The sequence below is a fragment of the Amycolatopsis keratiniphila subsp. keratiniphila genome (genome assembly GCF_001620365.2).
Taxonomy (GTDB): Bacteria; Actinomycetota; Actinomycetes; order Mycobacteriales; family Pseudonocardiaceae; genus Amycolatopsis; species Amycolatopsis keratiniphila.
Genome location: NZ_LQMT02000010.1, coordinates 371183 through 390349, shown reverse-complemented (window position 1 = coordinate 390349; position 19167 = coordinate 371183). Strand labels below are relative to the sequence as shown.

The following is a 19167-nucleotide window of genomic DNA, read 5'->3' as shown; positions in this document are numbered from 1 at the left end:
GTGAGTGGCGATTCGGGTTCTAACCCGAATCGCCACTCACGACGTCGCCCCACCCCGGAGCACAAAAAAATGGCGGGTGCTCCGAAGAGCACCCGCCATTCCCCAAAAACCCGGCTCAGCCGCGAACGACCTTGCCCGCCTTGATGCACGAGGTGCAGGCGTTCAGGCGCTTGCGCTGGGACAGACCGATCTTGGCGTGAACGGTCTGGATGTTCGGGTTCCACCGGCGGTTGGTACGCCGGTGGGAGTGCGAGACCGACTTGCCAAAGCCCGGTCCCTTGCCACAGACGTCGCACACGGCAGCCACGTCGAACTCCTCTGGATCTGGGACAAAGAATGACGCGCCCAGCATGCTGGGCAACTCGACCATAGTAACCAGTGGCTCAGAGCCCTCCGGCACCGGGTCGATACCCTCGCTGGAACAGGTAGGAGGTTACGGCGTGCGGGTGCTGGACGTGGCGGCGGTCTCGGCTTGGTCCGCGGCCTGTGTGCACAGCTTGGCGGTGCTGCGGCCGTCGATCGACGGCATCAACGTCTACCCGGTCGCCGACTCCGACACCGGCTCCAACCTGCTGTTCACCATGACCGCGGCCCGCGACGCGCTGGCGGAGGCCGAGCCCGCGACGACCGCCGAGGCGCTGGCGGCGTTCGCCAAGGGCGCGGTCGCGGCGGCCAAGGGCAACTCCGGCGTGATCATGTCGCAGGTAGTGCGCGGGATCGCCGAGTCGGCGGCCGCCAGGGAGCTCGACGGGCCCGGGCTCGCGGAGGCGCTCGGCTGCGCGGACCGGGCCGCCACGGGTGCGGTGAGCCGTCCGGTGGCCGGGACCATCCTGACCGTCCTCCACACCGTCGCCGCGACCGTCCGCGACGCGACGGGCTCACTCGAAGAGGTGGCTGCCGAAGCGGCGAGTGTCGCCGCCGAAGCGCTCGAAGAGACCCCGAAGCAGCTGCCCGTCCTGGCGGTCGCCGGGGTGGTCGACGCGGGTGCCCGCGGCCTGGTCGCGGTCCTCGACGCCCTGCACGGCGTGATCTCCGGCGGCCTCACCGAGCCGGAACACCCGCTCGAAGCGCATCACCATCACATGATCGACGCACCGACCGCGTGGGAGGTCATGTACCTGCTCGACGGCGTCGACGAAGGCAGCCTTCCCGGGCTTCGCAAGACCCTCAGCGGCCTCGGCGACAGCGTCACGGTCGCCGGGGACGGCGCGGGCGCGTACGCCGTCCATGTCCATTGCGCGGACATCGGCGCGGCGCTGGAGGCCGGGATCGAGCTCGGCCGTCCCCGCCGGGTCCGGGTCGAGCCGCTGATCACGCCCACCCCGGTCGAGGTCGGCGGCGGGATCGACCGGTCGGTGGTCGCGGTGGTCCACGGCGGGCCGCTCGCCGAGCTACTGCGTGCCGAGGGGGTCGCGGTGCTGTCGGTCCCGCCCGGGGCCTCGCCGACGGTCGAGGAGATGCTGGGCCTGATCAACGAGGCCGCCGGCCATCACGTCACCGTCCTTCCCGGCGGTCAGCGGCTGACCGCTGCGGCCGACGCGGCGGCCGGGCACGCGATGGCGGCGGATCGCGACGTCGTCGTCATCCCGTGCGTGTCACCCGTCCAGGTGCTCGCCGCGCTGGCCGTCCACGACAAGGACCGCCGCACCAACGACGACGTGGTCGCGATGGCCGAAGCGGCGGCCGCGACCAGGCGTGGCGAACTGCGGATCGCGCAGGAGGAGTCGCTAACCTGGGTGGGCCGGGCGCAGGCCGGTGACGTCGTCGGCCTCGTCGACGGCGAGGTCGTGCTGATCGAGCCCGCGCCCGCCTCGGAGACGAGCCTGGTCGCGGCTGCGGTCGGCGTGCTGAACCGGATGCTGGCCCTCGGCGGCGAACTGGTCACCGTGCTGACCGGCGTGGACGCGCCGGTCCGGCTGCCGGGTGAGCTGGCCGATCAGCTCCGCCTGGAGCATCCCGAGGTCGAAGTGACGAGTTACGCGGGCGGCCAAACCGACGCCGTGCTGCTGATGGGGGTGGAGTGACCGCATGACCAACCTGCGCGCGGACCTCAAGCTGGTCGTGGGCGCGGCGACGGCGAAGGCCCTCGCCAAGGGCCTCAAGATCGAGACGGTCAGCGACCTCCTGCGCCACTACCCCCGCCGCTACGCCGAGCGCGGGCAGCTCACCGACATCGCCGGGCTCGAACTCGGCGAACACGCCACCGTGATGGCGCGGATCGAGCGGGTCAACAAGCGCCGGATGAAGGCACGCAACGGCACCCTGCTCGAAATGGTGATCACCGACGGCAAACGCCGCCTGCAGTGCACCTTCTTCAACCAGGCCTGGCGGGAGAAGGAACTCGTGCCCGGCAAGAACGGGCTTTTCGCGGGCAAGGTCACCGCCTTCCGCGACGTCCTGCAGCTGGCGAACCCCGAGTACGAACTGTTCGACGCCGACCGGCAGGCCGAGGCGATGGACGACTTCCTCGCCGAGATCATCCCGGTGTACCCGGCGGCGCAGGGGATCCCGACCTGGGTGATCGCCAAGGCCGTGCGGCAGGTGCTCGACGTGCTGGAGGTCGACGAGGACCCGATGCCGATCGAGCTGCTCGCGCAATACGGTCTGCCCAGCCTGGAAAGCGCGCTGCGTGGTATCCACCGCCCGTCGGGCTGGGACGCGCTGAACTCCGCGCGCCGCCGGCTCAAATGGGACGAGGCCATGGCGGTGCAGCTGATTTTCGCGCAGCGACGGCATTCCCTGGTGTCGCGGCCCGCGAAAGCCTGTCCGCACAAGGACGACGGCATCCTCGACGCCTTCGACAAGCGGCTCCCGTTCGCGCTGACGTCGGGCCAGCAGGAGATCGGTGACGAGATCGCCCGCGATCTGTCCACCGAGCATCCGATGAACCGGCTGCTGCAGGGCGAGGTCGGTTCCGGCAAGACCGTGGTCGCGTTGCGGGCCATGCTGCAGGTCGTCGATTCCGGACGGCAGGCGGCGATGCTCGCGCCGACGGAGGTCCTCGCCGCGCAGCACGCCCGGTCGCTGCGCGAGATGCTCGGCGACCTCGGGCAGGCGGGCGAACTCGGCGGCGCGGAGAACGCGACGCGGGTGACCCTGCTGACCGGGTCGATGGGCGCCAAGGAACGCAAGAAGGCGTTGCTGGAGACGGTCAGCGGCGAGGCCGGGATCATCGTCGGCACGCACGCGCTCATCCAGGACACGGTTTCCTTCGCGGATCTCGGCCTGGTCGTGGTCGACGAACAGCACCGCTTCGGCGTGGAGCAGCGGGACGCGCTGCGGTCCCGCGGTTCCGACGAGACCAGCCCGCACGTCCTCGTCATGACCGCGACCCCCATCCCGCGCACGGTCGCGATGACCGTCTACGGCGATCTGGAGACGTCCGCGCTGCGCGTGATGCCGGTCGGCCGGTCGCCGATCAAGACGTCGGTGGTGCCGGTCGCGGAGCGGCCCGCGTGGCTGGACCGGGCGTGGCAGCGGGTCCGTGAGGAATGCGGCAAGGGACACCAGGCGTACATCGTCTGCCCGCGCATCGGTGACGAACCGGCGTCGGACAAGGGCGACAAGCGGCCGGCGCTCGCCGTCCTCGACGTGGCGCCAGAGCTGGCCGAAGGACCGTTGAAGGGGCTGAAGATCGGCGCCCTGCACGGCCGGATGCCCTCCGACGACAAGGACGCCGTGATGCAGGCGTTTTCCAAGGGGGACCTGGACGTGCTCGTCGCCACCACGGTGATCGAGGTCGGCGTGAACGTGCCGAACGCGACCGCGATGGTGATCATGGATGCCGACCGCTTCGGCATCAGCCAGCTGCACCAGTTGCGCGGCCGTGTCGGCCGGGGCAGCGTGCCGGGGCTGTGCCTGCTGGTCACCGAAGCCCTGGACGGGACGACCACCCGTGAGCGGCTCGCCGCCGTCGAGTCCACGACGGACGGTTTCGAACTGTCCAGAATGGACCTGGAGCTGCGCCGCGAGGGCGACATCCTCGGTGCCGCGCAGTCGGGGAAGAAGTCGACGCTGAAGCTGCTGTCGTTGCTGCAGGACGAAGAGGTCATCGCCGAGGCGAGGGCCCGCGCGTCGGAAATCGTCGAAAAGGACCCGGCTTTGGGGAATTACTTGGGGCTGGCACATATGATCGCCGACGTCGTCGACGAAGATCGCGTGGAGTACCTGGAAAAAAGCTGACGTGAACATCTGTGCCCGATCGGACCTTGCCGCCGGACGGGTGCAGGGGTTTTCCTCGATCCGTACGGGCGAGGGAGGCCGGGATGACAGCAGCGGTGCGGATCCGGCTCGGTGAGGACGGGGCCGACGCGGAACGGGTCGACCAGCTCGCCGGGTACCTCCGAGGGGAACTGATCGAACGCGGGGTCGCCGACGTCAAGGCGTTGCCCGCCGGTGAGGCGCCACCCGGTTCGCGGGGCTTCGACGTGGCGACGGCCGGCGGCCTGCTGGTCACGCTGGGGAAGTCCGCCGAAGGTCTGCGCTCGGTGGTGGCGGCCGTACGGGAATGGCTTTCGCGCGGTGGACGGGTGAAGCGCACGATCCGGCTGGAGATCGACGGCGACGTGCTGGAGCTGTCCGAAGCGTCGCTCACCGATCAGGACAAGCTCGTCGACCTCTTCGTGAGCAGGCATTCGCCGTCATGACCGGCGAGCGGCGGGCCCTGATCATCGCCAACGGGGAGTACGACAACGCCGGGCTGAGCGCGCTGCGGTCCCCGGCCGCCGACGCCGAAGCGCTCGCCGAGGTCCTCGCCGACCGGGCCGTCAGCGAGTTCGACGTCCGGGTGGTACGCGACGAGACGGCGCACGTGATCGCGGGCCGGGTCGAGGATCTGTTCGCCGACAGCGCGCCGGACGACGTCCTGCTGGTGCATTTCTCCTGCCATGGCTTGAAAAGCGAGTCGGGTGAGCTGTTCTTCGCCGCCCGCAACACCCGGCCGGAACGGCTGGCGTCGACCGCCGTCCCCGCCGACTTCGTCCAGCGCTGCATGCGGATGAGCCGGTCGCGGAGCATCGTCCTTCTGCTGGACTGCTGCTACGGCGGCGCTTTCAGCCAAGGCGTGGCCGTGCGCGCCACCGGCGAGGCCAATGTGCTCGACGCGTTTCCCGGCGGGGGTTTCGGCGGCCGCGGCCGGGCGGTGATCACCGCGTCGAACTCCATCGAGTACGCCTTCGAGGGCGATCATCTCGCCGACGGCCACGCGCGGCCGTCGGTGTTCACCTCGGCGCTCGTCGAGGGGCTGCGGACGGGCGACGCGGACCGCGACGAGGACGGCTGGATCGCGCTCGGCGAGCTCTACGACTATCTGTTCGACAGCGTGCGCGAGCGGAATCCGAACCAGACGCCCAGCCGCGACATCGAGATGCAGGGCGAGCTGTACCTGGCCAGGAGCAGGCGCCGCCGGATCAAACCGTCGCCGGTCCCGGCCGATCTGCGCGCGGCGAGCGAGGATCCCAACATGTTCACCCGCCTCGGCGCGGTGACCGAGCTCCAGCGACGGCTGACGAGCGAGAACCTGTCGGTCGCCATCGGGGCGCACGAAGTCCTCACCACGATGGCGCAGACCGACATCCGGCATATCGCCGAGGCCGCCGACCTGGCGCGGCGGGAAGCGCGGGTGCGGGCCGAAGCCGAAGTGGTCCGGTTCGGCGAGGTGGTCCGGGGAACGCGGCCGGTGGCCCGCGTCCGGCTGGCCGGGCCGCCGATCGCGCGGGCGTGCCACTTCACCTCGTCGCATTCCTGGCTGCGAGTGACCGAAGACGGCGACGGCGCCGAGGTTGCCCTGGAGTTGTCGGAACTCGGGGCGTTCGACGGGCGGATCACGGTGACCGGACCGACCGGCGAGATCGTGGTGCGCGTCGAAGGTCAGGTCGTCGCGGAACCCGCGCCAACGCCGGTGTCGCGCCCGGAGCCCGTGCCGCTGGTCGAAACCGCGGCTCCGCCGCCGAAGTTCGAGCCGTTCGACATCGCCGCGAGCGTGCTGGCGTTCGTGGCCGCGGTGTACCTCGTGCCCATCGGTTTCGCGCTCAGCGACAGCATGGAGGAGTTCTTCGAAGACGGCGGCTGGACGGTCGTACCGCTCGGTGTCTTCGCGACCGTGGCGGGGATCCTGATGCTCTTGCCGAAGACCCGCCGGATGGCGGGGCCGGGAGCGCTGTGCGGACTCGCACTCCTTTCGGCGATCCCGTTCGGCTCGGCGCTGCTCGTGCTGACCGACGGTTGCCTGCTCGCGGGGGCCGTCTGCGCGCTGATCGCGGTGCGGCGTGACCGGAGCTTCCGCCTCGGGCTCGGCAAGCCGAGGGACGGATTCGCCATCGCCGCCCTCGCGGCCGGGGCCGGATGTGCGGCAGGGTTGGTGGCGGAGGCCGTCGAACTGCTCGGCTACTCGTCGAGCCGGGCCGACGAAGCCGCGATCTACCTCGTGGTCTCGGTGGTACTCCTGATCGGGACGCTGCTCGGCGCGCTCCTGCGGCCGGCGGCCTTCGGGGTCGCCTTCCTCGGTGGGGTGGCCGGAGGCGGCATCGTCATGGTGAGCATCCTCGCCCACGCGATTCCGAGCAGTTCGAGCGTCACCGGCGCCGGCTGGGGGATCGCGCTGGGGGCGGTGCTCGCGCTGGCCGTCGTGACCGGCTTCGCCGCCCGCAGGATGGAGGGCTGACGATGGCCACGATCCGCCTCGCGACCGTCGAGGACGCCTGGCCCATCGCGGAGGTGAACGTGCGGTCGTGGCAGTCGGCGTATCAGGGCCTGCTGCCCGAGCTCTACCTTCGCGATCTTTCCGTCGAGGGGCGGGCCGCCCGCTGGCAGCGGACGCTCGCCGATCCAGCCCACCGGGGCGACATCCTGGTCCTGGTCGAAGACGGAACGGTCCTCGGCTTCACCGCCGTCGACCGGATCCGCGGGGAACTGCGTGCGATCTACCTCGAACCGGCGCGCTGGGGCACGGGACTGGGCAGGGTGCTGCTTGACAACGCCGTCGCCACGCTGCGGGAGTCGGGGCACCGCGAGGCGACGCTCTGGGTGCTCGAGACCAACGAACGCGCCCAGCGGTTCTACGCGGCCGGAGGGTGGGCCCCGGACGGGGCGACGAAGACCGACACCATGCCCGGCGAGGACGTCCCGCTTTCCGAAGTGCGCTACCGGATCGACCTCGTCAGCGCTTGAACCAGGCGCTTTCCTCGGGTTTGTTGAGGGTGACGATGATGCCGACGGCGATGCCCATCCCGATCAGCTGCGTGAGCGCCCCGCCGTTGACCAGGCTGACCAGGCCCATGACGACGGCCAGCCCCTCCACCACGATGACCGTCGGCCGCACCCAGGGCGAACCGTGGGAAATCCTTATCGCGCAAGCGATCAGCACCACGGCGACGACGAAACCGAGGATCGCCAGCGCCAGGGCGAGGCCGGCTTCCTCGTTGCCGTGGTCGAGTTCGTTGATCGCGAGGGCGGTCACGAGCACGCTGACGAGGACGTTGAGGACCGCTTGCACCCAAAGGAAAACACGGACGATCTTGAGCTGGCGCGGCATCTCCCGCGGCAGGTTCCGGACTTCCCCGGTCATGACGGTCCCCTCTCGTGGCACGGAGAGCCCAGTCTGACCCCGAAATTTCCCGGCGCTGACGGTAAAACTGTCCTCAGCTCGTGACACCGCCCTCACGTGATCGAAGGCGGAACTCGCGTGATTGAAGCCGGAACTCGCGTGATCAGAGGCGGAACACGCGAGTGCGGCATCCAATCACGCGAGTTACGTCCCTGATCACGCGAGTCACGCCTTCAATCACGCCGCGCTTGGTGCCTAGCCCGTGAAGGCGCCCTCCCGCGCCGCGACCGCCACCGCCCGCGCGGTCACCCGCGCCTCCGCCACCGTGACACTTTCCCGCGACAGGAAGAGCCGGTAGAAGATCGGCCCGCACACCGCCCGCACCAGTTCGTCGCCATCCGTGCCGGAGGGGATCTCGCCCCGCGCGACGGCCCGTTCCGCGATCGGGGCCATGCGCACGTGCCGGTCGGCGTAGAAGTCGTGCAGCGCCTCGGCCGCTTGCGGCGATTGGAACGCCGCCAGTACCGACGCCGTCGGCAGCTCCTTCAGCGCGGGCTCGGTGAAGTACCGCACCACCTCGGCGGCCACCTCGTACAGGTCGTCTTCGAGCGACCCGGTGTCGGGTGCCTTCCAGTCGTCCTCCGCGCCCATCTGCAGCGCGGCGGCGACGAGCCCGTCCGGGGAGGACCAGCGCCGGTACACCGTGGTCTTGTGCACGCCGGACCGCTCGGCGACCGCTTCCACGGTCAGTTCGCCGAACCCGCGTTCGGCCAGCAGATCGAGGGTGGCGTGCAGGACGGCCTGGCGCGTGCGCTCGGTCCGGCCGCCGGGCCGCTGGGTACCGGAGGTTGCCAATTGCTACTCCTGTTGCGTTAGTGTGGCCAGTATGTCAGACCCAGCGAAGATCGCCGAACTCATCGGGGACGCCAGGATCGTCGCCATCGGTGAGAACAACCACCACATCCACGAGTTCGGCGACCTGCGCAATCGTTTGCTCCGCCACCTCGTCGAGCGGCACGGCTTCCGCGTCGTGGCGTTCGAATCCGGATTCGCCGAAGGGAAGCTCGTCGAAGACTGGCTGAAGGGCGCCCCTGGGGACGTCGCCGACATCGGCCGCGACGGCTTCACGTTCTCGCTCGGGGAGTCGCCCGAGGCGCACGAAATGCTGACGTGGCTCCGTGAACGGGGCGACGTCGCGTACTACGGCCTCGACGTACCGAGTTCCGCGGGCTCGCCGGTGCCGTCGCTCGACGCCGTCCGCGCTTATCTGTCCACAGTGGACGAGAATGCCACGGGCCTGGTCGACGCGGCCATCGAGGCGACGAAGGTTTACGCGTCGGTCAGCAGCGCGGACGCACCCGCCAAGTACGCCGCCCTCGACGACGCGACCAAGGACAAAGCGACCGCGGCGCTCACGCGGCTCAAAACGCACCTCACCTCGCTGCGTCCCGTCTACGGGGACACCACGGTCGCGGAGCATCACGTCGAAGGCGCGCTGCGCGTCGACGCGTACCTCGCCGAGGTCGCCGCGATGATGTCCGGCGACGCGCCCGCCCGGCAGAGCGGTTCGCGCGACGCGTACATGGCCGACACCGTCCGGCTGATCAGGCGGCTTCACGGTGACGACACGAAGATCGTCGTGATGCTCCACAACGGACACCTCCAGCGCGTGCCGTTCTCGCCGTTCCCCGGCCTCACCTCGCCGTCGGCCGGTACGCACCTGGCCGCGGAATTCGGCGAAGACTACTTCGCGCTCGGGCTCACCGCGGCCGAAGGCGAGACCACCGGGCTCAAGCCGGACGCGACCGCGCGGCTCGGGTTCACCGTGTACCGCCAAGACCTCGAAGCACCGGTGGACGGCAGCGTCGAGACCGAGGGCCCCGGCCTGGTGGACCTCCGCGCGCGGCGCGGCACCGAGGGACCCCAGAGCATCCGGCACGCGCACCTGTTCAACCCCGTCGACGTCGTGGAGGCGTTCGACGCGCTGGTCTGCTTCCCGAAATCGACGGTCAGCGCCCACGTCGGCCAAGACCAGTCGAACGGGTGACACTCCGGGGTTGCCGCCCCGCAGGCACAGGCGTAGAGCCAAGGCATGATCATTCGACTGGTACGGATCATGGCCGCGCTGGCGCTCCTCGTACTGGTGGCGCAGCCCGCCTCCGCGACGGAAGTCCAGCAGAACCCGCCGAACTGGGGGCTGGACCGGATCGACCAGCGAACCGGCCTCGATCAGCTCTACCACTACGAGACCGACGCCAAGGACGTCACCGTCTACGTGATCGACAGCGGGGTCGACGCGGCGCATCCGGATTTCGGCGGCCGCGTCAAACCCGGTAAGGACTTCCTGAACGGCGGCACGGACACCACCGACACCAACGGTCACGGCACGTACCTGGCCGGTGTCGCCGCTTCGAGGACCTTCGGCGTCGCGAAGGCCGCGCAGATCGTCCCGGTCCGGGTGATCGACGCACAGGGCGGCGGCGCGACGGACAAGATCATCGCGGGTATCGACTGGGTGACGCAGAACGCCCAGCAGCCCGCCGTCGCCGTCCTCGGTATCGGCGGCGCGGCCAACGACCAGCTCGACGCCGCCGTCCGGGCACTCGCGGCGGTCGTCCCGATCGCGCTACCGGCGGGCGGCGAGGCCACCGACGCGGGGAAGTTCTCACCCGGCCGGGTCACCGAAGCGCTCACCGTCGGCTCGACCGACGCCAGTGACCAGGTCGGGTCGACGTCGAACTACGGTGAGGTCGTCGACCTGTTCGCGCCCGGCGTCGACGTGCCGGGACCCAACGTCGGCGGGAGCGGTGGCCGGGTGCTCAGCGGCACGTCGTCGGCCGCCGCGCACGTCGCCGGGGTGGCCGCGCTGTACCGCGCCCTGCACCCGGACGCGCCGGCGCCGGACGTCGCGAAAGCACTCGTCGACCTCGCCTCGGTCGACGTGCTGACCGGGGTCCACGAGGGCACCGCGAACCGGTTGCTGCAGAGTCCCGGAGCGCAACTCAGCCGGGAATGATGTCCATCACCTGGGCAACAACTCCCGCCCTGCGGGAGCAAGCAGGTAACGTGCCTCACCTACCGATCCGATGATGGGAAGGACCGGCATGTTCCGCAAGGTACTGGTCGCCAACCGGGGTGAGATCGCCATCCGCGCGTTCCGCGCCGGATTCGAGCTCGGCGCGGGCACGGTGGCTGTGTTCCCGCACGAAGACCGCAATTCGCTCCACCGGCTGAAGGCCGACGAGGCCTACGAGATCGGCGAACCCGGTCACCCGGTGCGGGCCTATCTGTCGGTCGAGGAAATCGTGGCGGCCGCCAAGAAGGCGGGCGCCGACGCCGTTTACCCCGGCTACGGCTTCCTCTCCGAGAACCCGGACCTCGCGCGCGCGTGCGAGGACGAAGGCATCACCTTCGTCGGACCGAGCGCGGACATCCTCGAACTGACCGGCAACAAGGCCCGCGCGGTCAAGGCCGCCCGTGACGCCGGTGTGCCGGTGCTGGGTTCTTCCGAACCGTCCTCCGACGTCGACGCGCTGATCGCCGCCGCCGAGGAGATCGGCTTCCCGGTGTTCGTCAAGGCGGTCGCCGGCGGTGGCGGGCGCGGTATGCGCCGCGTCCAGGACCCCGCGCAGCTGCGCGAGTCCATCGAGGCCGCCGCCCGCGAGGCCGAGTCGGCCTTCGGCGACCCGACGGTGTTCATCGAGAAGGCCGTCGTCGAGCCGCGCCACATCGAGGTCCAGATCCTCGCCGACGGCGCGGGCAACGTGATCCACCTCTACGAGCGCGACTGCTCGGTCCAGCGGCGGCACCAGAAGGTCGTCGAGCTGGCCCCGGCGCCGAACCTGCCGTCGGAACTGCGGGACCGGATCTGCGCCGACGCGGTGAAGTTCGCCCGCCAGATCGGTTACCGCAACGCCGGCACCGTCGAGTTCCTGCTCGACCGGGACGGCAACCACGTCTTCATCGAGATGAACCCGCGCATCCAGGTCGAGCACACGGTGACCGAGGAGGTCACCGACGTCGACCTCGTCCAGTCGCAGCTGCGCATCGCCTCCGGCGAGACCCTCGACGACCTCGGCCTGTCGCAGGACACGGTGTACCTGCGCGGTGCCGCGCTGCAGTGCCGCATCACCACCGAGGATCCCGCCAACGGCTTCCGCCCGGACACCGGGATGATCAGCGCGTACCGTTCGCCCGGCGGTTCCGGTATCCGCCTCGACGGTGGGACGGCGTTCGCCGGCACCGAGATCAGCGCGCACTTCGACTCTCTGCTGGTGAAGCTCAGCTGCCGCGGCCGCGACTTCAAGACCGCCGTGGGCCGCGCCCGCCGCGCCGTCGCCGAGTTCCGGATCCGCGGTGTGGCCACGAACATCCCGTTCCTGCAGGCGGTTCTCGACGACCCGGACTTCCGCGAAGGCCGCGTCACGACGTCGTTCATCGAGGAGCGCCCGCATCTGCTCACCGCGCGCCATTCGGCCGACCGCGGCACCAGGCTGCTGACCTACCTCGCCGACAAGACGGTCAACAAGCCGAACGGCGAGCGCCCGCGCACCCTCGACCCGCAGCTCAAACTGCCGAAGCTGCCCAAGGGCCTCGAACCGGCGCCCGGCTCGAAGCAGAAGCTCACCGAACTGGGCCCGGAAGGCTTCGCCCGCTGGCTGAGGGAGTCGCCGACCATCGGCGTCACCGACACCACCTTCCGCGACGCGCACCAGTCGCTGCTCGCCACCCGTGTGCGGACGAAGGATCTGCTCGCCGTCGCGCCGATCGTCGCGCGGACCACGCCGCAGCTGCTCTCGCTGGAGTGCTGGGGCGGGGCGACCTACGACGTCGCGCTGCGGTTCCTCGCCGAGGACCCGTGGGAGCGGCTGGCGAAGCTGCGGGAAGCGGTGCCGAACATCTGCCTGCAGATGCTGCTGCGCGGCCGCAACACCGTCGGCTACACGCCGTACCCCACCGAGGTGACCAACGCCTTCGTCGAGGAGGCGACGGCGACCGGGATCGACATCTTCCGGATCTTCGACGCGCTCAACGACGTCGAGCAGATGCGCCCGGCGATCGAAGCCGTCCGCGAGACCGGATCCGCCGTGGCCGAGGTGGCGCTCTGCTACACGTCGGACCTGTCGGACCCGGCCGAAAAGCTGTACACGCTGGACTACTACCTCAAGCTGGCGGAGCAGATCGTCGGCGCGGGGGCGCACGTCCTGGCCATCAAGGACATGGCGGGCCTGCTGCGGGCGCCGGCGGCGGTACGGCTGGTTTCCGCGCTGCGCAAGGAATTCGACCTTCCGGTGCATATCCACACGCATGACACCGCGGGTGGCCAGCTGGCGACGTACCTCGCCGCGATCCAGGCGGGGGCGGACGCCGTCGACGGTGCCGTCGCGTCGATGGCCGGCACGACGTCGCAGCCGTCGCTGTCCGCGATCGTGGCGGCCACCGATCACTCGGACCGGCCGACCGGGCTGGATCTGCAGGCCATCGGTGATCTGGAGCCGTACTGGGAGAGCGTGCGCAAGATCTACGCGCCGTTCGAGGCCGGCCTCTCGTCGCCGACCGGGCGGGTGTACCACCACGAGATCCCGGGCGGTCAGCTGTCGAACCTGCGCACGCAGGCGATTTCGCTTGGCCTCGGCGAGCGGTTCGAGGACATCGAGGCGATGTACGCGGCCGCGGACAAGATCCTCGGGCATCTGGTCAAGGTCACGCCTTCGTCCAAAGTGGTCGGTGACCTCGCGCTGCACCTCGTCGGCGCGGGTGTCTCGCCGTCCGACTTCGAGGCGGAGCCGAACAAGTTCGACATCCCCGACTCGGTGATCGGCTTCCTGCGCGGCGAACTGGGCGACCCGCCCGGCGGCTGGCCGGAGCCGTTCCGCACCAAGGCCCTCGAAGGCCGGGCGCAGCCGAAGCCGGTGCAGGAACTGTCCGAAGAGGACCGCAAGGGACTCGCCGAGGACCGGCGCCGGACGCTGAACCGGTTGCTGTTCCCCGGGCCCACGAAGGACTACGAGGCGCACCGCGAGCAGTACGGCGACACCTCCGTCCTGCCGTCCAAGGACTTCTTCTACGGTCTGCGGCCGGGCGAGGAGTACTCGGTCGACCTGGAACAGGGTGTCCGGCTGCTGATCGAGCTGGAGGCCATCGGCGAGGCCGACGAACGCGGTCTGCGCACGGTGATGTCCACGCTCAACGGCCAGCTGCGCCCGATCCAGGTCCGCGACACCGCGATCGCGTCGGACATCCCGGCGACGGAGAAGGCCGCCAAGGGCGACCCGAAGCAGATCGCCGCGCCGTTCGCGGGCGTGGTCACGCTGCAGGTGTCCGAGGGCGACGAGGTCGAGGCGGGTGCCACGGTCGCGACCATCGAGGCGATGAAGATGGAGGCGTCGATCACCGCGTCGACCGGCGGCAAGGTGTCGCGGCGCGCGATCAACGCCGTCCAGCAGGTGGAAGGCGGGGACCTGCTGCTCGTCCTGGAGTAGCGGTACCGGTCCGTGAAGGCCTCCTTGAGGGACCCAGAGTCCCTCAAGGAGGCCTTCACGGACTTGCGGCCGCCACTAGCCTGGACCGGGTGCTGATCAACGCCGTACCCCAGTTCCAGGGCGCACTGACCGAGCGGGCGCCGGAGTTGCCCGAGGGCTGCGTCGCGCTCGCCGAGCTCGCGGGTCACGTGCTGGGCGTGCCGGTGCACCACATCCGGCAGACACGCGAGACCTCACCCGCGGTCGACGGCATCGCCAACCGCGCGGTGCTCACCGGCGCGAACCGGGCCGCGCAGCTCGCCGCGCTGGAGGCGCCGGGCGGGCCGGTGCTCACCATCGGCGGGGACTGCGGAGTCGAGCTGATCCCGATCGGCGTCGCGCGCTACCGCTTCGGGCCGGGCCTCGGTGTCGCCTGGTTCGACGCGCATTCCGACCTCAACACCGCGGAGACGTCGCCGTCCGGCGCGTTCCACGGCATGGTGCTGCGGTCGCTGCTCGGCGAGGGCGACCCGGAGTTCGCCGCGAACCCGCCGGTCGAACCGGGGCGCGTCGTCCTCGCGGGGACGAGGGCCTTCGACGACGCCGAGCGGGCCGTGGTCGAGCGCGGGCTCGTCGTCGAGACGGCCGACGTCGCCGCCGGGCTGGCCGGTTCGGACAAGGTGTACGTCCATCTCGATCTCGACGTGCTCGACCCGGCGGAGTTCGACGGGCTGAACTATCCGGAGCCCGGTGGCTTGACGATCGAACGTCTGGTGGCGATGCTTCGCGGGCTGAGCGCCTTCGAGGTCGTCGGTGCGGGGATCACCGAATGCGTGGGCACCGAGGTCCGCGTGCTGGAGCCCGTGCTCGAGGTACTAGGGGAATTGCTCACCGGGAAGCAGTGACGCTCCGTATTCATCGGCCGTTCGTACGTACCGCGCGAGGCGTTTGCCGGGCACTTGTCATCAAAATTCAGGGATGGCCTGTGATTTTGTCACGATGGTGACAAGAAATCGGTTTCTTCTGCGAAAGGTGACACATTCACGGGCGACTTCGCGATGTGTTCGTTGTCACCCCACGACGATCGTGGGATGTCAGGACGCTGGGCGGAGCAAAGGAGCTGCGATGTCGGTGGAGCGCGGAATCGAACACGCTGCGCAGCCTCCCGCGGCACTTCCCCGCAAACTCGCCGACATTTTGCGACCGGAGCTCGGCAGTCTCGCCAACGAGATCGTCGACGAGATCCGCGCGACCATCCCCGCCTACGCGCGCCCGCTCGACGGGCCCTACGGCAAGTCGATCCGCGCGGGCGTCGAGTACGCGATCACGCTCTTCGTCGCCCAGATCGCGGATCCCACCGTCTCCAAGGAACAGTCGCACGAGGTCCACCATCGGCTGGGGCAGAACGAGATGCGGGAAGGCCGCAGCCTCGACACCCTCCAGTCGGCGTACCGGGTCGGTGCCCGGGTCTCGTGGCGGCGCATCATGCGCGTCGGCCGCCGCAGCGGGCTCTCGTCCGCGGTGATGTCGCAACTCGCCGACGCGATGCTCGCGTTCATGGACGAACTCGCCTCCGTCGCGCTGGACGGGTACCTCGAAGCGAAGGCCCGCACCGCCGGCGCGCTGGACACGTGGCGCCGCAAACTGCTGCACCTCGTGCTGGAGACCCCGCCCGCGCCGTCGAAGGCGATCGCGGAACTCGCGCAGCTGACCGGCTGGACGGTGCCCGACCGCGCCACCCCGGTGGTGCTGCACCCGATCGGCGAGACCGTCAGACCCCGGCGGCACAACGCGGTGGATTCGGACGTCCTCGCCGAACTCGACTGCGCTGAGCCGCGTCTGCTCGTCCCCGGCGAGATCTCGATCGCCCGCCTGGCCACCCTGCAGGCCGCGCTGCCGGAGTACCGGCTGTCGATCGGCCCGTGCCGTCCGCTGGATTCCGTCGCCGATTCCCTGCGCTGGGCGCGCGAGGCCCTGCTCCTTTCCGAGCGCGGCATCATCCAGGCCCGCCGCGTGATCCGCGCCGAAGACCATCTCGCCACCCTGCTCGTGAACGCCGACGCCGCGCTGACCTGCCAGCTGCGCGACCGGCTGTTCGCCCCGCTCGCCGACATGACCGGGAAACAGCGGGAACGGCTGCTCGAAACCCTCCGCGCGTGGCTCGACAGCCAGGGCAACGTCGTCGAGATCGCCGAGCGGCTGCAGGTGCATCCGCAGACCGTCCGGTACCGCATGCGGCAGCTGCAGGCGACCTTCGGTGAGCACCTGCGTGACCCGGGGGCGCGGTTCGAGATGGAGCTCGCGCTGCGGGCCGGGGCCGCGCCCGCCGGTTACGTGTTACCGGAGGTGCTGCCGTCGCCGCGCAAGAGTCCACAGTGGACGCCGAGCGGGTCGTAGGGGCACGCCTGGATGTCATGAAAGGGTCGTTCAGGACGAAAAACGTCCTGAACGACCCTTTCATGACACGCGTCAGCGGCGGCCCACCGGCAGTTCGGCGTTCGGGCATTTGCGGACATCGGCCCAGTCGAGGCCGACCTGGTTGACCCCGACACAGGCCTGGTTCCCCGGCCCCGAACTCATCCCGCTCAACAGCGAATCGAGGTCTTCCTTGACCCCGCATCCGGAGAACGTGGGCATGGTGAAACCCCGGTAAGCGGGATCGGGGTCGTTCGGATCCGTCCGTAGTACGCCGCCGTAGCTCACGTCCCAGTTCGGCCCGCGCAGGTTCAGCACGATCGGTTCGCTGGTCATGCAGTTCGAACCGACGTCGAGCGCGACACCGTTGACGGTCACGTCCTTGAACTTCCCGTACACCTCGAGCCGCGTGGTGGCTGTCGTCGTGGTGTCCCCGTGGAGCTGGCCGTCGACGTCGATGACGTTGTTGCCCGTCTTGTAGTCGGGGGGAAGGAGTTCCAGTGTCCCGTTGATCGGCACGAAACCGAAGCCGAGGATCGTCACCTTGCTCGGCGGCATGACCGTGGAGCCGGTGAAGCGATGTGGCGGTTCCATGAACACGTGCCAGAACGCGTTGAAGATGAACGAGGGCGTCAACCGGACGACGGCGCCCAGTTTCGACACCGACGAGACGCCCTGCGTTTCGAACGGCAGCAAGGGCTGAACGAAGATCGGCTCCCGTTCGTCCTCCGCGTTCTGTGCCTTCGCCGTGGGGCCGGGCCTTTGCCCTGGCTTGCCGGGGCCAGGTTTCGCGACGGCCATCTTCAGGAGCGTGACCTTGCCCAGTTCGGTGTCCTGATCGGCCACCTGCGTACAGGTGATCGGTTTCAGCGGGGTCTCCGAGGCCGGTACGGCGGTCAGCGCGAGGGACGGGGCTCCCGTGGTGATCCGGAGTTCGCCGGGCAGGTTCACCACGATGTCGGGCACCTTGCCCTTCGCGACCAGCTTCAGCTCACCGGCGGCGGGGACCTTGGTCGCCGGGATCTCGAGGGCGATCGGAACCTGGCTCTTCTTGTCCTCGCGGATGGCCGTGAGTTCGATCGTCGCCGCACCGGCCACCTCGGTCAGGCCGGGCAGCGTTCCTTCGGCGAGGGTGAACGTCAAGGAGAAGTCCTTGATCTGCAACGGTTTTCCGGTCGGGACGACCTTCGGCAGGGTGGCCTGGACGTCCATCGGCACCGGACGCTCGCCGACCGGATCCGCGAAGACGCAGGTGTTGGCCAGGGTCTGCCGTGCGGGCGCGGCGCCCTGCAACGGCGTCGCGGGGGCCGCCGGATCGGTCGCCGCCGACGAGGCGAGCGCCCCGTGCACCCCCGCGAGCAGGATCACGCCCGCCAGTACGGGAAGCCTCCCGAGTGTCCGGCGAACCTGCTGCGTCATCTGGCTTCCTCTCCTGTCAAACGACCGGGATCGACGGGGCGAACGTCCGGTTCTGCGCCGGGTTGGTGTTCTTGACCGTGCAGTTGAGCGTCCATGGATCCCAGCTGCCGTCCCGTTTGTGGAAATCGAGTTCGAGCTTGAACGTGGTGCCGAGCGCGAGGGTCGCCGAGCCGGGGGTTCCCGCGGTGAAGGAGGGCACGGTGGTGGTCGCGTCCTGGGCGAAGGTGATCGTGCGTGGCCCGGGTACGTAGGGCGTGATCTGCTCCGGCACGTCCAGCCCGGTCACGGTCGCCGACGAGGGGGTGAGGTTCGCGCCGGTCAGCGGTGCGGTGACCTCGCCGCGGACTCCGTCGTAGTTGGCCGCGCTGAAGATCGTCGCGTTGTGGATGGCGCTGAAGGTCGCGGTGCCCGCGATCGCGGCCGGGGTGAACGTACCGGCGGTGGTCACCGTACCCGGGCCGTCGAACCTTGCCGTGATGTCGAGCGGCTGCTGGCCGATCATGGGGAAACCGCACATGTAGACGACCACGCCGGTGGCGTGGGTGGTGGCGGCCGACGCCGTCCCGGCGGTGAGCGAGGCGAGCACCGCGAACACGGCGGCGAAGCATCCGCTCGCCCGCCGGAGCCGCTGTGTCATAAGGGTTCCTCTCGTCCTTGGCCGGTGGTTCAGTCGACGAGGATCGACGGGCCGAACCAGTTGTTCTGTGGCGGGTTCGTGATCCGTGCGACGCAGGGAATCTGCCAAGCCGTCCATGAGCCGCTCCGCGAGCGGAGTTCCAGAGCGAAGCTCAGCGGTGAGCCGAGCGCGAGCGCGGCCGTGCCGGGTGTCCCCGCGGTGAAGGTGAGCACGGCGCTGCCGGGATCTTCGAAGAGATACGCCGTGAACGGTGCGACGAACGGGCCGGGCACCTCGGGCAGCTTCATGGTCACGGTGCTCACCGGGGGCGGGAGCACGTTCGACCCGGTGATCGGCGCGGCCAGTCCGCCGCGGAGCCGGTCGAAACCGGCGTTGAAGAGTGCGACGGCCGCGGCGTTGAAGGTCAGGGAACCGGTGAAGTCCGCGGGGGTGAAAGTGCCACCGCTCGGCACGGAATCGGGGCCGTGGAAGGACATCCTGACGTAGACCGGCTGCACGCCCACGCCGGGAAGGTTGCAGGAGTAGGTGAGAGTGCTGGTGGAGTAGTCCGTCGTCGCCGACGCGGTGGGGGCCGTGAGGACGCCGGACACGAGGATGGCGGTCACGGCGGCGGCCAACCTGCCGAGGGCGTGTCGCATGCGTACTCCTTTCGCGATCGCGAGGTGGCCCGTGCGGGGCGGGCGTCCCCGCCC

Annotated in this window: 16 protein-coding genes; 10 read left to right on the top strand and 6 right to left on the bottom strand. The window is 69.8% G+C overall.

Annotation, left to right across the window (positions count from 1 at the left end; all coding sequences use genetic code 11):
* Nucleotides 1-115: 115 nt before the first annotated feature.
* Complete coding sequence (gene rpmB, locus AVR91_RS10075) at nt 116-307, bottom strand: 50S ribosomal protein L28 (protein WP_007031450.1); 192 nt, start codon at nt 305-307, stop codon at nt 116-118.
* A gap of 133 nt (nt 308-440) precedes the next feature.
* On the opposite strand from rpmB, the gene AVR91_RS10070 reads away from it, so the two are divergent.
* The 5 genes from AVR91_RS10070 (at nt 441) to AVR91_RS10050 (ending at nt 7167) form a co-directional block, all read left to right on the top strand.
* Nucleotides 441-2024, top strand: coding sequence for a DAK2 domain-containing protein (locus AVR91_RS10070; RefSeq protein ID WP_063271977.1), 1584 nt, complete (start codon nt 441-443; stop codon nt 2022-2024).
* Nucleotides 2025-2028: 4 nt separating this feature from the next.
* Nucleotides 2029-4182: an ATP-dependent DNA helicase RecG gene (recG, locus tag AVR91_RS10065; RefSeq protein ID WP_063271976.1), complete on the top strand. Its 2154-nt coding sequence runs from the start codon at nt 2029-2031 to the stop codon at nt 4180-4182.
* Between the two features lie 83 nt (nt 4183-4265).
* Nucleotides 4266-4646, top strand: coding sequence for a hypothetical protein (locus tag AVR91_RS10060; protein ID WP_063271975.1), 381 nt, complete (start codon nt 4266-4268; stop codon nt 4644-4646).
* Nucleotides 4643-6661, top strand: a complete 2019-nt coding sequence (locus AVR91_RS10055) for a caspase family protein (RefSeq protein WP_063271974.1) — start codon at nt 4643-4645, stop codon at nt 6659-6661. The genes AVR91_RS10060 and AVR91_RS10055 overlap by 4 nt, the downstream gene beginning before the upstream one ends.
* A 2-nt stretch (nt 6662-6663) precedes the next feature.
* A complete protein-coding gene (locus AVR91_RS10050) occupies nt 6664-7167 on the top strand; it encodes a GNAT family N-acetyltransferase (RefSeq protein WP_063271973.1) in 504 nt (167 codons plus the stop codon).
* On the opposite strand, the gene AVR91_RS10045 is transcribed toward AVR91_RS10050, so the two are convergent.
* Together AVR91_RS10045 and AVR91_RS10040 are read right to left on the bottom strand one after the other, a co-directional pair.
* The gene (locus AVR91_RS10045; protein WP_063271972.1) at nt 7157-7564 is read right to left on the bottom strand and encodes a hypothetical protein; all 408 of its coding nucleotides are present in this window, start codon (nt 7562-7564) and stop codon (nt 7157-7159) included. The genes AVR91_RS10050 and AVR91_RS10045 overlap by 11 nt on opposite strands.
* 234 nt (nt 7565-7798) lie before the next feature.
* Nucleotides 7799-8398 (bottom strand): TetR/AcrR family transcriptional regulator, encoded by a 600-nt coding sequence (locus tag AVR91_RS10040; protein ID WP_063271971.1) that lies wholly within the window; start codon nt 8396-8398, stop codon nt 7799-7801.
* A 31-nt stretch (nt 8399-8429) separates the two neighbouring features.
* Between AVR91_RS10040 and AVR91_RS10035 the strand changes: the two genes are divergently transcribed.
* From AVR91_RS10035 to AVR91_RS10015, 5 genes are all read left to right on the top strand, one after another.
* Nucleotides 8430-9590 carry an erythromycin esterase family protein gene (locus tag AVR91_RS10035; RefSeq protein WP_063271970.1) on the top strand — a complete coding sequence of 387 codons (1161 nt, stop codon included), beginning with the start codon at nt 8430-8432 and terminating at the stop codon, nt 9588-9590.
* Between the two features lie 69 nt (nt 9591-9659).
* A complete protein-coding gene (locus AVR91_RS10030) occupies nt 9660-10559 on the top strand; it encodes a S8 family peptidase (protein ID WP_063271969.1) in 900 nt (299 codons plus the stop codon).
* An 88-nt stretch (nt 10560-10647) separates the two neighbouring features.
* Nucleotides 10648-14025 carry a pyruvate carboxylase gene (locus tag AVR91_RS10025; protein ID WP_063271968.1) on the top strand — a complete coding sequence of 1126 codons (3378 nt, stop codon included), beginning with the start codon at nt 10648-10650 and terminating at the stop codon, nt 14023-14025.
* An 89-nt stretch (nt 14026-14114) separates the two neighbouring features.
* Nucleotides 14115-14909, top strand: coding sequence for an arginase family protein (locus AVR91_RS10020; protein ID WP_063271967.1), 795 nt, complete (start codon nt 14115-14117; stop codon nt 14907-14909).
* Between the two features lie 220 nt (nt 14910-15129).
* The gene (locus AVR91_RS10015; protein ID WP_063271966.1) at nt 15130-16401 is read left to right on the top strand and encodes a PucR family transcriptional regulator; all 1272 of its coding nucleotides are present in this window, start codon (nt 15130-15132) and stop codon (nt 16399-16401) included.
* A 72-nt stretch (nt 16402-16473) separates the two neighbouring features.
* Here AVR91_RS10015 and AVR91_RS10010 read toward each other — a convergent pair whose 3' ends face one another.
* From AVR91_RS10010 to AVR91_RS10000, 3 genes are read right to left on the bottom strand one after another with little or no spacing between them, the layout of a single operon-like run.
* Nucleotides 16474-17838 carry a DUF6801 domain-containing protein gene (locus AVR91_RS10010; RefSeq protein WP_063271965.1) on the bottom strand — a complete coding sequence of 455 codons (1365 nt, stop codon included), beginning with the start codon at nt 17836-17838 and terminating at the stop codon, nt 16474-16476.
* Between the two features lie 16 nt (nt 17839-17854).
* Nucleotides 17855-18475 (bottom strand): DUF6801 domain-containing protein, encoded by a 621-nt coding sequence (locus AVR91_RS10005; RefSeq protein ID WP_063271964.1) that lies wholly within the window; start codon nt 18473-18475, stop codon nt 17855-17857.
* A gap of 29 nt (nt 18476-18504) precedes the next feature.
* A complete protein-coding gene (locus AVR91_RS10000) occupies nt 18505-19113 on the bottom strand; it encodes a DUF6801 domain-containing protein (RefSeq protein ID WP_063271963.1) in 609 nt (202 codons plus the stop codon).
* Nucleotides 19114-19167 lie beyond the last annotated feature (54 nt).

What these genes read in the sequence shown, in the direction of transcription:
- recG (WP_063271976.1), top strand. Translation starts at nt 2,029, where the DNA reads ATGACCAACCTGCGCGCGGACCTCAAGCTGGTCGTGGGCGCGGCGACG.
- AVR91_RS10060 (WP_063271975.1), top strand. Translation starts at nt 4,266, where the DNA reads ATGACAGCAGCGGTGCGGATCCGGCTCGGTGAGGACGGGGCCGACGCG.
- AVR91_RS10055 (WP_063271974.1), top strand. Translation starts at nt 4,643, where the DNA reads ATGACCGGCGAGCGGCGGGCCCTGATCATCGCCAACGGGGAGTACGAC.
- AVR91_RS10050 (WP_063271973.1), top strand. Translation starts at nt 6,664, where the DNA reads ATGGCCACGATCCGCCTCGCGACCGTCGAGGACGCCTGGCCCATCGCG.
- AVR91_RS10045 (WP_063271972.1), bottom strand. Translation starts at nt 7,564, where the DNA reads ATGACCGGGGAAGTCCGGAACCTGCCGCGGGAGATGCCGCGCCAGCTC.
- AVR91_RS10035 (WP_063271970.1), top strand. Translation starts at nt 8,430, where the DNA reads ATGTCAGACCCAGCGAAGATCGCCGAACTCATCGGGGACGCCAGGATC.
- AVR91_RS10030 (WP_063271969.1), top strand. Translation starts at nt 9,660, where the DNA reads ATGGCCGCGCTGGCGCTCCTCGTACTGGTGGCGCAGCCCGCCTCCGCG.
- AVR91_RS10025 (WP_063271968.1), top strand. Translation starts at nt 10,648, where the DNA reads ATGTTCCGCAAGGTACTGGTCGCCAACCGGGGTGAGATCGCCATCCGC.
- AVR91_RS10015 (WP_063271966.1), top strand. Translation starts at nt 15,130, where the DNA reads ATGTCGGTGGAGCGCGGAATCGAACACGCTGCGCAGCCTCCCGCGGCA.
- AVR91_RS10010 (WP_063271965.1), bottom strand. Translation starts at nt 17,838, where the DNA reads ATGACGCAGCAGGTTCGCCGGACACTCGGGAGGCTTCCCGTACTGGCG.
- AVR91_RS10005 (WP_063271964.1), bottom strand. Translation starts at nt 18,475, where the DNA reads ATGACACAGCGGCTCCGGCGGGCGAGCGGATGCTTCGCCGCCGTGTTC.
- AVR91_RS10000 (WP_063271963.1), bottom strand. Translation starts at nt 19,113, where the DNA reads ATGCGACACGCCCTCGGCAGGTTGGCCGCCGCCGTGACCGCCATCCTC.